The organism is Pseudomonas sp. NFPP02 (assembly GCF_900119355.1).
Lineage (GTDB): Bacteria > Pseudomonadota > Gammaproteobacteria > Pseudomonadales > Pseudomonadaceae > Aquipseudomonas > Aquipseudomonas paracarnis.
The window spans coordinates 131,193-144,540 of record NZ_FPJI01000002.1 but is presented as its reverse complement, the minus strand read 5'-3'; the positions used below and the strand labels follow the sequence as shown (position 1 = coordinate 144,540).

General features: G+C 61.3%; 11 protein-coding genes. 8 read left to right on the top strand and 3 right to left on the bottom strand.

Annotation, left to right across the window (positions count from 1 at the left end):
* Positions 1 to 101: 101 nt before the first annotated feature.
* The 3 genes from mgrA to epsC form a co-directional block, all read right to left on the bottom strand.
* A complete protein-coding gene (mgrA, locus tag BT204_RS04070) occupies positions 102 to 1,139 on the bottom strand; it encodes an L-glyceraldehyde 3-phosphate reductase (RefSeq protein ID WP_034125489.1) in 1,038 nt (345 codons plus the stop codon).
* Positions 1,140 to 1,266: 127 nt separating this feature from the next.
* A complete protein-coding gene (betT, locus tag BT204_RS04065) occupies positions 1,267 to 3,228 on the bottom strand; it encodes a choline transporter BetT (protein ID WP_175550958.1) in 1,962 nt (653 codons plus the stop codon).
* Positions 3,229 to 3,627: 399 nt separating this feature from the next.
* Complete coding sequence (gene epsC / locus BT204_RS04060) at positions 3,628 to 4,554, bottom strand: serine O-acetyltransferase EpsC (protein ID WP_014716464.1); 927 nt, start codon at positions 4,552 to 4,554, stop codon at positions 3,628 to 3,630.
* Between the two features lie 166 nt (positions 4,555 to 4,720).
* Between epsC and BT204_RS04055 the strand changes: the two genes are divergently transcribed.
* The 8 genes from BT204_RS04055 (at position 4,721) to BT204_RS04020 (ending at position 13,293) form a co-directional block, all read left to right on the top strand.
* Positions 4,721 to 5,716 carry a D-cysteine desulfhydrase gene (locus BT204_RS04055; RefSeq protein ID WP_034125487.1) on the top strand — a complete coding sequence of 332 codons (996 nt, stop codon included), beginning with the start codon at positions 4,721 to 4,723 and terminating at the stop codon, positions 5,714 to 5,716.
* A gap of 189 nt (positions 5,717 to 5,905) precedes the next feature.
* Positions 5,906 to 6,700, top strand: coding sequence for a cystine ABC transporter substrate-binding protein (gene tcyJ, locus BT204_RS04050; RefSeq protein ID WP_014716462.1), 795 nt, complete (start codon positions 5,906 to 5,908; stop codon positions 6,698 to 6,700).
* Positions 6,700 to 7,365 (top strand): cystine ABC transporter permease, encoded by a 666-nt coding sequence (tcyL, locus tag BT204_RS04045; RefSeq protein WP_054920295.1) that lies wholly within the window; start codon positions 6,700 to 6,702, stop codon positions 7,363 to 7,365. Before tcyJ ends, tcyL begins: the two co-directional genes overlap by 1 nt.
* 3 nt (positions 7,366 to 7,368) lie before the next feature.
* A complete protein-coding gene (gene tcyN / locus BT204_RS04040; RefSeq protein ID WP_014716461.1) occupies positions 7,369 to 8,115 on the top strand; it encodes an L-cystine ABC transporter ATP-binding protein TcyN in 747 nt (248 codons plus the stop codon).
* A gap of 371 nt (positions 8,116 to 8,486) precedes the next feature.
* Entirely contained in the window at positions 8,487 to 9,275 is a 789-nt protein-coding gene (locus tag BT204_RS04035) for a hypothetical protein (RefSeq protein WP_072445758.1), read from the top strand.
* A 185-nt stretch (positions 9,276 to 9,460) separates the two neighbouring features.
* A complete protein-coding gene (locus tag BT204_RS04030; RefSeq protein WP_072445757.1) occupies positions 9,461 to 10,702 on the top strand; it encodes an SfnB family sulfur acquisition oxidoreductase in 1,242 nt (413 codons plus the stop codon).
* 39 nt (positions 10,703 to 10,741) lie between these two features.
* Entirely contained in the window at positions 10,742 to 11,935 is a 1,194-nt protein-coding gene (locus BT204_RS04025) for an SfnB family sulfur acquisition oxidoreductase (RefSeq protein WP_072445756.1), read from the top strand.
* Entirely contained in the window at positions 11,935 to 13,293 is a 1,359-nt protein-coding gene (locus tag BT204_RS04020; RefSeq protein ID WP_034125483.1) for an LLM class flavin-dependent oxidoreductase, read from the top strand. The genes BT204_RS04025 and BT204_RS04020 overlap by 1 nt, the downstream gene beginning before the upstream one ends.
* Positions 13,294 to 13,348: the final 55 nt, after the last annotated feature.

Below are 13,348 nucleotides of genomic sequence, written 5' to 3'. Positions count from 1 at the left end.
GCCTCCTGTGACGCTCTGCGTCACGACTTTAAAGCGGACGCCGAGCGTCCGGGGCTGCATTCCCACGCAGAGCGTGGGAACGGTCACCCAGTGGTGTAAGGTTATTCAGCAGTGGACGGTTTTTCCCACAGGTTGATCCCACCTTCCTGCGCAAACCGATCAATCTCCGCCAGTTCTTCAGCACTGAAGCTCAAGTTCTTCAACGCCCCGACGTTCTCGATAATCTGCTCCGGCCGGCTTGCGCCGATCAGCGCACTGGTTACCCGTGGATCACGTAACGTCCACGCCAGCGCCAACTGGGCCAGGCTCTGGCCACGGCGTTTGGCGATTTCATTCAGGCCGCGTACATGGGCGATGTTGGCTTCGGACAGGTGCTGGGCCTGCAACGAGCCACCACCCGGACGATTGACCCGCGCATCGGCCGGTACCCCGTTGAGGTATTTATCGGTCAACAAACCCTGGGCCAGCGGCGTGAAGGCGATCACCCCGGCGCCGAGTTCTTCAGTGGTGTCCAGTAGGTCTTTTTCCACCCAACGGTTGAGCAGGTTGTAGGCCGGCTGGTGGATCAACAACGGCACTTTCCACTCGTTGAGCAACGCTGCGATTTCGCGGGTTTTAACCCCGGAGTAAGACGAGATACCGATGTACAACGCCTTGCCTTGTTGCACGGCAGTGGCCAGGGCGCTGGCGGTCTCTTCCAGGGGCGTGTCGGGGTCGAAGCGGTGCGAGTAGAAAATATCCACATAATCGACGCCCAGGCGTTGCAGGCTCTGGTCCAGGCTCGCCAATACGTATTTACGCGACCCGCCACCCTGGCCGTAAGGGCCGGGCCACATGTCCCACCCGGCTTTGCTGGAGATGATCAACTCGTCGCGATAGTGCTTGAAGTCTTCGCGCAGCAACCGACCGAAATTGATCTCGGCGCTGCCGTAGGGCGGGCCGTAGTTGTTGGCCAGGTCGAAGTGGTTGATACCCAGGTCGAACGCCGTGCGCAGCAATGCGCGCTGGGTGTCGATCGGGGTGCTGTCACCAAAGTTGTGCCACAACCCCAGGGACAGGGCTGGTAGCACCAACCCACTGCGGCCTACGCGGCGATAAGGAATAGATTCATAGCGGTTTTCGGCAGCAATGTACGTCATCGAATCCTCTCTTGATCTAGGGCAAATAAGGCCCGGGAATAGGCATATTCCCGGGCCTTTTAAGCAGCTGAATCGCTTAAGTCTGCCTCTTCCTTTTACAGCAAAGAGCTACTTGAGAGGAACGCTATCAGCGCACCATGTGCAAGAACTGCAGATGGCGCTCGTACTGGTCGAGGATGTCATTGATGATCTGCTCCTTGGTGTAGCCCACCAGGTCATAGTCCTGGCTGCCCTCACTCAAGTGCACTTCGGCCCGATAGTAGCGGCGGTTGTTGATTTCTTTCTTGCCGATGCCGCCCAAGGCGAACGACGGCGTGAAGTAGCCACGCATCTGCACCTGGTAGATGAACGGACGTTCTTCGCCATGGCCGATTTCGAGGCTGACACTGTCGTTGGACGGGTCGGGCTGGGTCACCACCGTAAGGCCCTTCTCGACAAACACGGCGGTCACTTCTTCAATCGCGGGGCGCACCGTGGTGTCGAGGAAACGGTACACCTCGTCACGCGACGGAAAATGCACGGCCTGGCTCAAGCGCTGGCGCCAGCCGCCTCGACCTTTGCGTGAAGCCGATATCGGCGCCAGGGAATGCAACTGCGCAATCTGCTTTTGCGACTCCAGGTAGAACGCCTTGTGCAGCCCCCACATCATCAGCAGCAGGATCAGCGAGAACGGCAGCGAGGTCAGTACCACCGCAGACTTGAGCGAGTCGATACTGCCGGCGAACAGCAACGCACTGGTGACCAGGGCGGTCATCGCGCCCCAGAACACACGCAGCCACTTCGGCCCGTCTTCATCCGCGTTGCCGCCTTTGGACGAGAGGGTGGACAGCACCACAGTGCCGGAGTCCGCCGAGGTCACGAAGAACACAAAGCTGATGAACACCGTGACCCCGATCACCGTCTTGCTCCACGGGTAGGTTTCCAGCAGCAGGTAGAGGCTCATCGATGGGTCATCGATCGCCGACTGGCCCAGTGCGGCCATGCCATGGTTGAGCACCTGATCGATGGCGCTGTTACCGAAGATCGACATCCACGCCAGGGTGAAGCCCAGCGGAATCAGCAGCACGCCAAACACGAATTCGCGGATGGTGCGGCCACGGGAAATGCGCGCGATAAACAGGCCCACGAACGGCGACCATGCGATCCACCAGGCCCAGTAGAACACCGTCCAGCCGCCCAGCCAGTCGCTCGGCTTGTTGTAGGCGTACACATCAAAACTCTTGGTGGGCAGCGCCCCCAGATAGTCACCGATGTTCTGGATCAAGGTGTTGAGCAGGTGCTGGGTAGGCCCGGCGAACAACACGAACAGCAGCAGCGCACAGGCCAGCAGCATGTTGATGTCGGACATCACCCGCACGCCCTTGTCGACGCCGGCCACGGCCACGATGATCGCCGCGCCCATCATCAGGGTGATCAGGCCCACCTGGATCCACTGGGTATGGGCAATGCCAAACAGGTAGTCCAGGCCAGAGTTGAGGTGCAGTACGCCAAAGCCCATGTCGGCGCCCAGGCCGAACACCGTGGCAATGATGCCAAAGCCATCCACGGCGTAACCGATAGGGCCATTGATGCGCTTGCCGATCAGCGGGTACAGCGCCGAGCGCAACGCCAGCGGCAGGTTATGCCGGTAGGCGAAATACGCCAGGGCCATGCCGACAAACGCGAACACGCCCCAGCCGTGCAGGCCCCAGTGCAGGAACAACACCTGCATGGCCTGGCGCGCCGCATCGGCGTTCATTGCTTCGCCCTGGGGCGGCTGCACCAAGTGCGTCAACGGCTCCGAGACGCAAAAGAAAAACAGCGTGATGCTGATCCCGGCGGCGAACAACATGCCGGCCCAGGACAGGTAACTGAATTCGGGCTCGTCGTGGTCGGCACCGAGTTTTATCTTGCCGTAGCCCGATAGCGCGGTGACCACCACGAAGACCAGATACAGCGTCATCGCCAGCATGTAGTACCAGCCGACCGTGTTGGCCGCCCAGTTTTGCGCCGCCAGCAGCCAGGCACCGGCCTGTTGCGGGATAGCGATGACCGTGATGCCGAACAGCAGGATGACGGTGGCGGCAAAGTAGAAAACGGGCGCATTCATGCGCACCATGCCGCTGGAAGGGGTGGACGATGCACTCATGAACGATGCACCTCAAGGTTGCGGGATATGGCTGTAAAAAACGGACTCAGCAAAGGTAAGCCTCCTGTTGTGAGCGGGCAGCGAACCACCGGTTTAACTTGAACGAACGTTCAAGTTAAACATGAATAGGCGGTCTTGGACTAATCGCAGGGCTGAGTGGTAGGTGTTTCCTACACTAGCTCAGGGATTGGTATGACGCGTGGAGGAGGCGAATCGTTCAGCAACCCGACGGTGAAATACATACGAAATGTGGGAGCTGGCTTGCCTGCGATAGCGCTGGGTCAGCCACCCATCTGTTGACTGATACACCGCTATCGCAGGCAAGCCAGCTCCCACACTGACCGGCGTTTGGCTCAGGTATTACTTCTGCGCCCCATCATCATGCTGCAAGTTCGCCTGGGTGATATTCGCCCCGGCCGGCACGCTGCGGGTCAGCCACACATTGCCGCCGATGGTCGAACCCTGGCCAATGGTGATCCGCCCCAGGATCGTCGCCCCGGCGTAAATCACCACATCATCTTCAACAATAGGGTGACGCGGGTGGCCTTTCTGCAATTGCCCATCTTCATCCGCCGGAAAGCGTTTGGCGCCCAGTGTCACGGCCTGGTAGATGCGCACCCGCTCGCCGATGATCGCGGTCTCGCCAATCACCACGCCTGTGCCGTGGTCGATAAAGAAACTCGGGCCGATCTGTGCGCCGGGGTGGATATCAATGCCGGTGGCCGAGTGGGCGATTTCCGCACTGATCCGCGCCAGCAACGGCAGGCCGGCGCGGTACAGGTGGTGGGCCAGGCGGTGGTGGATCACCGCCAGGATGCCCGGGTAGCACAACAGCACCTCATCCACACTGCGTGCGGCCGGGTCGCCGTGGTAGGCGGCCAGTACGTCGGTGTCCAGCAGGCTGCGCAAGGATGGCAACGCCAGGGCGAAATCCTGGATCAGGCGAATGGCGTGGGCGTTGACTTCGCTGTCGTCCTCACCGCTCTGGCGCGCGGCATAGCGCAACTCCAGGCGCGCCTGGGCGAGCAAGGCGTTGAGCGCGACGTCGAGGGTATGGCCCACGTAGAAGTCTTCGCTTTCTTCGCGCAGGTCCGCCGGGCCCAGGCGCATCGGAAACAGGGCGCCGCACAAGGCCTCAAGAATCTGTGCCACCGCCTCGCGGGACGGCAACTCGCGGCCACCATGCTCGCCACTCAAGCGCCCATTGCGCGTTCGCCACTGGTCGCGGGCGCCGCGCAGTTGGCTGACGATGGTCTGCAATTGCCAATGACTGGAACGCTCACTCACGGTATTCACTCCTGACGAAATGGCCATCACTTTACGGTATGCACCCAGGCAGCTCTTAAGAACCAATGGTGTGAGCATAAGAACATTTCGTCATAAGCGATTGACGGTTGCCCGATGAAAAGTGCCTGCCTATAGTCCCCCAATCACTCAGCCACCGTGCGTAACCATGATCAAACAACAGCTCGACCGTTTTAACCGTCTGGAACTACTGGGCAGTGCCACGGCCCTGGAAAAACTCGAGCGGCTGTCGGCTTGGCTGGGCAGGGACATCTACGTCAAACGCGATGACACCACGCCGCTGGCCATGGGCGGCAACAAGCTGCGCAAACTCGAATACCTGGCCGCCGACGCCATCGCCCAGGGCGCCGACACCCTGGTCACCGCCGGCGCGATCCAGTCCAACCATGTTCGCCAGACCGCCGCGCTCGCCGCCAGGCTTGGCCTGGGCTGTGTTGCCCTGCTGGAAAACCCTACCGGCACCGACGACCCCAACTACCTGGGCAACGGCAATCGCCTGCTGCTGGAGCTGTTCGACGCCAAAGTGGAGTTGGTGGAAAACCTCGACAACGCCGACGACCAACTCAACGCCCTCGCCGACCGCCTGCGCAGTAACGGCAAGAAGCCGTACCTGGTGCCTATCGGCGGTTCCAATGCACTCGGCGCGCTGGGCTACGTGCGCGCCGGGCTGGAGTTGGCCGCGCAGATTGAAGACAGCGGCATTCAATTCGCCGCCGTGGTGCTCGCCTCTGGCAGTGCGGGTACCCACAGCGGCCTGGCCCTGGCCTTGAGCGAAGCACTGCCGCAGCTGCCAGTGATCGGCATCACGGTGTCGCGCTCCGAGCAAGCGCAATTCCCGAAAGTGCAGGGCCTGGCCGAACGCACTGCCGAGTTGCTCGGTGTGGCTATCCCCGACGCCTTCAAGGTCACCCTGTGGGACGAGTATTTCGGGCCGCGGTATGGCGAGCCAAACGCTGGCACCCTCTCGGCGATCAAACTTTTGGCCAGCCAGGAAGGTCTGTTGCTGGACCCGGTGTATACCGGCAAGGCCATGGCCGGTTTGCTCGACGGCATCGGGCGCCAGCGCTTTGAAGAGGGGCCGATCATTTTCCTGCATACCGGTGGCGCGCCGGCATTGTTTGCCTATGACTCAGTATTCAACTGATTGAATACTGTCGATGTGGGAGCTGTACATATTTCTAAAAAGAATATGAAATGGTATTTTTATTATTTTCAAGACTTAAAAACCCACCTTATCATCGCGCCGAAGGCGAAGACGCGCTTCGCGCTTTAGGGCAGGATACGACTACCGCGTCACCTGCTTCGCTCACCATAAAAAACACAGGGGCTCTCCATGACTATTTCTGCATTTCGTCGCACGCTGTTGGTTGGCACTTTGGGCCTCGCGCTTGGCGCTGGCTGGTTGGGCCAGGCGGTTGCCGGCGAGCAATTGAACACCATCAAGAAGGCCGGCGAGATCAAGATCGGCCTGGAAGGCACCTACCCGCCGTTCAGCTTTGTCGATGAAAGCGGCAAGCTCAGCGGTTTCGAAGTGGAACTGTCCGAGGCGCTGGCCAAGGAGCTGGGTGTCAAGGTCAAGCTGCAAGCCACCCCTTGGGACGGCATCCTCGCCGCCCTGGAATCCAAGCGCCTGGACGCCGTGGTCAACCAGGTGACCATCTCCGAAGAGCGCAAGAAAAAGTACGATTTCTCCAAGCCTTACACCGTGTCCGGCATCCAGGCGCTGGTGCTGAAAAAGAACGTCGACTCGATCAAGAAAGCCGACGACCTGGCCGGCAAGAAAGTCGGTGTGGGCCTGGGCACCAACTACGAACAATGGCTCAAGGACAACCAACCAAAAGCCATTATCAAGACCTACAACGACGACCCGACCAAGTTCCAGGACCTGCGCATCGGCCGTATCGACGCCATCCTGATCGACCGCCTGGCCGCCCTGGAATACGCCAAGAAAGCCCCCGACACCGCCGCTGCCGGCGACGCCTTCTCCCGTCAGGAATCCGGTATCGCCCTGCGCAAAGGTGAGCCCGAGCTGCTCGATGCGGTGAACAAGGCTCTGGACAAACTGCGCGCCGACGGCACGTTGAAGACGCTGTCCGAGAAGTACTTCAACGCTGACGTCACGCAATAATGGAAGCAGGTTTCCAACTCGCGCTGGACTCCGCGCCCTTTCTGCTCAAGGGCGCGTACTACACGGTAATCCTCAGCCTGGGCGGGATGTTTTTCGGCCTGCTGCTGGGCTTCGGCCTGGCCTTGATGCGCCTCTCGCGCTTCAAGTTCTTGAGCTGGACCGCCCGGGTCTACGTGTCGTTCTTTCGCGGCACGCCGTTACTGGTGCAGCTGTTCCTGATCTACTACGGCTTGCCACAAGTGGGCATCGAGCTGGACCCGATCCCGGCCGCCATGATCGGCTTTTCGCTGAACATGGCTGCCTATGCGTGTGAAATCCTGCGGGCCGCCATCGCCTCCATCGAGCGTGGCCAGTGGGAAGCTGCTGCCAGTATCGGTATGACCCGTGCGCAGACGTTGCGCAGGGCCATCCTGCCCCAGGCGATGCGCACGGCGTTGCCGCCTTTGGGCAACAGCTTTATTTCACTGGTCAAGGACACGGCGCTGGCCGCCACCATCCAGGTGCCCGAGCTGTTCCGCCAGGCCCAACTGGTGTCGGCACGTACCTTCGAAATTTTCACCATGTATCTGTCCGCGGCCCTGATCTACTGGATCCTGGCGAGCATCCTGGCGCATCTGCAAAATCGTCTGGAAGACCGGGTCAACCGGCATGACCTGGAGTCTTGAAGCATGATCGTGGTTGAAAAACTGACCAAGCAATTCAACGGCCAGGTGGTGCTCAACGGCATCGACCTGGAGGTCAAGGAAGGCGAAGTGGTCGCCATCATCGGCCCCAGCGGTTCGGGCAAGACCACCTTCCTGCGCTGCCTGAACTTCCTCGAAGAACCCACCAGCGGCCGTATCAAGGTGGGTGACATCGAGATCGACAGCAGCAGGCCGCTCAACCAGCAACAGGGCCTGGTGCGGCGCCTGCGCCAGCATGTGGGCTTTGTGTTCCAGAACTTCAACCTGTTTCCCCACCGCACCGCGCTGGAAAACGTCATCGAAGGCCCGATTGTGGTCAAGAAGATGCCACGGGAAGCGGCGGCCGAACTGGGGCGCAAGCTGTTGGCCAGGGTCGGCCTGGCGGGCAAAGAAGCGTCGTACCCACGGCGGCTGTCCGGCGGCCAGCAACAGCGTGTGGCGATTGCTCGCGCATTGGCCATGGAGCCGGAGGTGATCCTGTTCGACGAACCCACCTCGGCCCTCGACCCGGAACTGGTGGGCGAAGTCCTGGCGACCATTCGCAGCCTGGCCGAAGAAAACCGCACCATGGTCATCGTCACCCACGAGATGAGCTTTGCCCGTGATGTGGCCAACCGGGTGATCTTTTTCGACAAGGGCGTGATCGTCGAACAGGGCGAAGCCAAGGCGCTGTTTGCCAACCCCAGGGAAGAACGTACCAAGCAGTTCCTGAGCAAATTCCTCGCCCACTGACGCCTCCCAGTGTAGGAGCGAGCTTGCTCGCGAAGAACGTTAACGATAACGCGGTGAATCAGATTGACCGAGTTGCCTGGGCGTTCTTCGCGAGCAAGCTCGCTCCTACAACGGGTTGCAGGTTGAGCGTGTAAAAGCCCCCGTCGCAAGCGCCTTAAAATCCCCCTCCCCGTCAGACCCGTCTGAATCTCGCCAAACCCGCCGTTTAGCCCTTTGCCTCCATTGACGCTCCTTGGCCAACCCTCTTATCTAGCGCCTTGAGGATTGGATCCTATCCCGGCTACTGACTGAATCGTGCCTTTCGAACCCCCTTGCGCCTGTGCGTCCAGGTTTCGGAACGATTGCTGCTGGCTGCATCAAGGAGATTACTTATGACACACACTCAAACCCCGGCCACGCTCAGTGCCCCAAGGCTTCCCCAGGCTATTGGAAACGGCATCAGCGCCCTGGCCTCCGCCCACTTGCAGGTCGATATTTCACCCTACCCGAGCATGGAAGAAGGCGACCTGATCGAACTGTTCTGGAACAACTGCTTCGCCGCCTCGCGCAAGGTGACGGCCTGCAGGATCGGCACGTGTACCCACTTATGCGTACCGCAGAGCTTTGTGCAGGACGGACCGGCACGCGTCCATTACCAGGTCTTGCAGATCGGCCATGGCCCGATGCGCTCGGCGGTGACGCTGGTGCGGGTCAAGACCAGCTATCCGGGCGGTCAGCCTTCGCCGCGCCTGAACCCTGAATGCGACACTGAAAACCAGAATCTGGCGCCCGTGAACTTGCCCGAGACGATTCGCCGCCACGGCGTCAACAGCAGCCAGGTAAGGCGCGGCATTCCGCTGACCATCGAGCCTTACCTGAACATGAGCACGGGCGATGCCATTACGTTGCGCTGGGGCGATGTACGCTTGGACCTGCCCCGCATCCAAGCCAACAGCGTCGGCCTGGCGGTGCAGGTGTGGGTGCCGCCCCACGTGATTGTCGAAGCCGGCGACGACTGCCGGTTGGAAGTCACCTACTGCATTCTCGACCGCGTGGGTAACAACTCCCGCTGGGCGCCCGCCCGCACGCTGCGCATCGCCGCCTGCACACCGCCCCGCCCTGCCTCGCCCGCACCGGGCTATCAACCGCGTCGCTTCGGTTCACCCTGTGAACCGGGGTGACAGCCCTTCTATGCATATTCCTAAAAGTTAGTTTATTTAAATAATTAATACGCTTAGGGTATATGCACCGGACCACCGGACATTCCTGATTTTTCTGTTTATTTCATTGAGTGCGAGGTCGGTATGGTCAGAATTACCCCGGTGCGCAACGCCAGGGCATTGCGTGCAGCCAAGGAGCGGCGCTGATGTCTAACTTGGCTCTAACACCCCCCCAGAGTGATCTGGACGTAGCCCCCCTGCTGTTGCCCGCCACGGTGTTGCGCAACGACGCCCAGGCACTGAGTGCAGCCCACGAACTGGCCCAGGCTGCACGCCTGCACGCCGCCCAGCGCGACCAGCAACGCAAACTGCCCTGGGCGCAGCTCGAACAGTTCACCCGCAGCGGCTTGGGCAGTATTTCCATTCCCCGTGAATACGGCGGCCCACAGGTGTCGTTTGTGACCCTGGCCGAAGTCTTCGCGATCATCAGCGCAGCCGACCCGGCACTCGGGCAGATCCCGCAGAACCATTTCGGCATCTTGCACGTATTGCAGGGCACCGCGACCGAGCGTCAGAAAAAGCAGCTGTTCCAGAGCGTGCTCGACGGCTGGCGCATCGGCAACGGCGGCCCGGAACGCGGCACCAAAAATACCCTGGAGCTCAAGGCACGCCTTACGGCCGAAGGTGATGGGTACGTGGTCAGCGGCCAGAAGTTCTACTCCACCGGCGCACTGTTTGCTCACTGGGTCGCGATAAAAGCGTTGAACGATGACGGCAAGCAAGTCATGGCCTTTGTGCGGCGCGGCAGCGAGGGTCTGCGCATCGTCGATGACTGGTCGGGCTTTGGCCAACGCACCACCGCCAGCGGCACCGTTTTGCTTGACCGCGTGGCGGTGGAGCCGGAACTGGTCATCGACAACTGGCGCCTGGGCGAAAGCCCGAATATCCAGGGGGCCGTGTCGCAACTGATCCAGGCCGCTATCGACGCCGGCATCGCCCGTGGCGCCCTCGACGATGCCATCGCCTTCGTGCGTGAGCGTTCGCGCCCGTGGATCGACGCCAAGGTCAAACGGGCCAGCGACGACCTGTATGTGATCGCTGATATCGGCAAGTTGAAGATCGAACTGCACGCCGCCGAAGCCCTGCTGCGCAAGGCCGGCCAGGTGCTTGACCAGGTCAGCGCCGCGCCGATCACCGCGCAGTCCGCCGCCCACGCCTCGATTGCCGTGGCCGAGGCCAAGGTGCTGACCACCGAAGTGGCGTTACAAGTCACCGAGAAGCTCTTTGAACTGGCCGGCAGCCGCGCCACCCTGGCCGAATTCAACCTTGACCGTCACTGGCGCAACGCCCGGGTGCACACCCTGCACGACCCGGTGCGCTGGAAGTACCACGCCATCGGCGCCTATCGGCTCAACGGCACCTTGCCGGCTCGTCATTCCTGGATTTAACCAACCAGAACACTTTTCCACGAGCTTCTGGAGAAACTCATGACCCTTTCTCACCCCGTCGCGGTCATCACCAGCGACGAACAAGCGCTTATTGTCGCCAGCGATCTTGCTGAAGACTTGCGCCGCGACAGCGCCCAGCGCGACCGCGAACGCCGCCTGCCATTGCCCGAACTGGACGTGTTTTCCCGCTCTGGCCTGTGGGGCATCAGCGTGCCCAAGGCCTACGGTGGCGCGGGCGTGTCCAACGTCACCCTGGCCAAGGTCATCGCACTGATCGCCCAGGCCGATGGCTCGTTGGGCCAGATTCCGCAAAACCATTTCTATGCCCTCGAAGTACTGCGCGTGAACGGCAGCCCCGAACAGCAGCAACGCCTGTACGCCGAGGTGTTGGCCGGCCAACGCTTTGGCAACGCCTTGGCGGAGCTGGGCACCAAGACCGCCCACGACCGCATTACCAGCCTCACCCGCGACGGCGACGGTTTTCGCATCAACGGGCGCAAGTTCTACGCCACCGGCGCGATCTACGCCCAGCGCATCCCCACTTCGGTGGTGGATGCAAATGGCGTGCAGCAACTGGCCTTCGTACCGCGTGACAGCGAGGGACTGACGGTGATCGACGACTGGAGCGGCTTCGGCCAGCGCACTACCGGCAGCGGCTCGGTAGTGTTCGACAACGTGTGGGTCGCGGCGCAAGACGTGGTGCCGTTCCAGAGCGCTTTCGAACGCCCGACCACCGTCGGCCCGCTGGCGCAGATCCTCCACGCAGCCATCGACACCGGCATCGCCCGCGCGGCCTTTGAGGACGCCTTGCATTTTGTGCGCACCAAGACCCGCCCATGGATCGACGCCGACAACGACAAGGCCACCGAAGACCCGCTGACACTCAAGAGCTTCGGCCACCTGAGCAGCCGCTTGCACGCCACCGAAGCCTTGCTGGAGCGCGCAGGTGAATTCCTCGACCGCGCCCAGGCCGACAGCAATGCCCAGACCGTCGCCGCAGCCTCCATCGCCGTTGCCGAAGTACGCGCCCTGAGCACCGAAATCTCCCTGGCGGCCGGCAGCACCCTGTTCGAACTGGCTGGCAGCCAGGCGACCCTGGCCGAACACGGCCTGGACCGCCACTGGCGCAACGCCCGGGTGCACACCCTGCACGACCCGGTGCGTTGGAAATACCATGCGGTCGGCAACTACTACCTCAACGATGAAAACCCGCCGCTGCGGGGGACCATCTGATGAGCAAAAAGAAAATCCTGCTCAATGCCTTCAACATGAACTGCATCGGGCACATCAATCACGGTTTGTGGGCTCATCCACGAGACAACTCGACCGAGTACAAGACCCTCGAATACTGGACTGAACTGGCGAAGATCCTTGAACGCGGGTTGTTCGACGGTTTGTTCATCGCTGATATCGTCGGCGTGTATGACGTCTATCAGGACTCCATTGACGTGCCCCTCAAGGAGTCGATCCAACTACCGGTCAACGACCCGCTGCTGCTGGTGTCGGCCATGGCCGCCGTCACCCAGCACCTTGGCTTCGGCCTCACCGCCAACCTCACCTATGAGCCGCCGTACCTGTTCGCCCGGCGCATGTCGACGCTGGATCACCTGAGCCGTGGCCGGGTGGGTTGGAACATTGTCACCGGCTACCTCGACAGCGCCGCCAAGGCCATGGGCCTTACCGAACAGGTCGAGCATGACCGGCGCTACGACCAGGCCGATGAATACCTGCAGGTGTTGTACAAGCTCTGGGAAGGCAGCTGGGAAGACGACGCGGTGCGTAACGATCGCCAAGCGCGGGTGTATGCGCAACCGGGCAAGGTGCACAAGGTAGAGCACCACGGCGAGTTCTATCAGGTGGAGGGTTACCACCTGTGCGAGCCCTCGCCGCAGCGCACGCCGGTGCTGTTCCAGGCCGGCAGTTCCGAGCGCGGCTTGCTGTTCGCCGGGCGGCATGCCGAGTGCGTGTTTATCAGCGGGCAGAATAAGGCCGCGACCAAGCGCCAGGTGGACAAGGTGCGCGCCAGCGCAGTGGAGGCTGGGCGCAACCCGGACGACATCAAGGTGTTCATGGGCCTGAACGTCATCGTTGGCGCCACTGAAGCGTTGGCCTGGAACAAGCACGCCGAGTACCTCAGCTACGCCAGCGCGGAAGCCGGCGTGGCGCACTTCTCGGCCTCGACCGGGATTGATTTTGCCCAGTACGCGTTGGACGAACCCATCCAGTACGTCAAAAGCAACGCGATCCAGTCGGCCACCCAGAACCTGCAGAACAACGACTGGACCCGGCGCAAATTGCTTGAACAGCACGCCTTGGGCGGGCGCTATATCACCCTGGTGGGCTCGCCTGAACAGGTGGCCGATGAGCTGGAATCCTGGATCAGCGAAACCGGGCTGGATGGTTTCAACCTGACGCGCATTGTGACGCCGGAGAGCTATGTGGATTTCATTGAGCTGGTGATACCGGAGCTACAACGACGGGGCTCGTACAAGACGGAATATGCGCAGGGAACGCTGCGGGAAAAAGTCTTCCACGACACGGCTCGCTTACCCAGCCAACACACCGGCTCTACCTACCGCCACATTGTTTGATCGTTCCCACGCTCCGCGTGGGAATGCCTCTTGGACGCTCTGCGTTCGCTTGTGG

Excerpts from the sequence above, each read along its gene's own strand:
- BT204_RS04025 (WP_072445756.1), top strand. The coding sequence starts at position 10,742 with ATGACCCTTTCTCACCCCGTCGCGGTCATCACCAGCGACGAACAAGCG.
- BT204_RS04030 (WP_072445757.1), top strand. The coding sequence starts at position 9,461 with ATGTCTAACTTGGCTCTAACACCCCCCCAGAGTGATCTGGACGTAGCC.
- tcyL (WP_054920295.1), top strand. The coding sequence starts at position 6,700 with ATGGAAGCAGGTTTCCAACTCGCGCTGGACTCCGCGCCCTTTCTGCTC.
- tcyJ (WP_014716462.1), top strand. The coding sequence starts at position 5,906 with ATGACTATTTCTGCATTTCGTCGCACGCTGTTGGTTGGCACTTTGGGC.
- tcyN (WP_014716461.1), top strand. The coding sequence starts at position 7,369 with ATGATCGTGGTTGAAAAACTGACCAAGCAATTCAACGGCCAGGTGGTG.
- betT (WP_175550958.1), bottom strand. The coding sequence starts at position 3,228 with ATGAATGCGCCCGTTTTCTACTTTGCCGCCACCGTCATCCTGCTGTTC.
- BT204_RS04020 (WP_034125483.1), top strand. The coding sequence starts at position 11,935 with ATGAGCAAAAAGAAAATCCTGCTCAATGCCTTCAACATGAACTGCATC.
- BT204_RS04055 (WP_034125487.1), top strand. The coding sequence starts at position 4,721 with ATGATCAAACAACAGCTCGACCGTTTTAACCGTCTGGAACTACTGGGC.
- BT204_RS04035 (WP_072445758.1), top strand. The coding sequence starts at position 8,487 with ATGACACACACTCAAACCCCGGCCACGCTCAGTGCCCCAAGGCTTCCC.
- mgrA (WP_034125489.1), bottom strand. The coding sequence starts at position 1,139 with ATGACGTACATTGCTGCCGAAAACCGCTATGAATCTATTCCTTATCGC.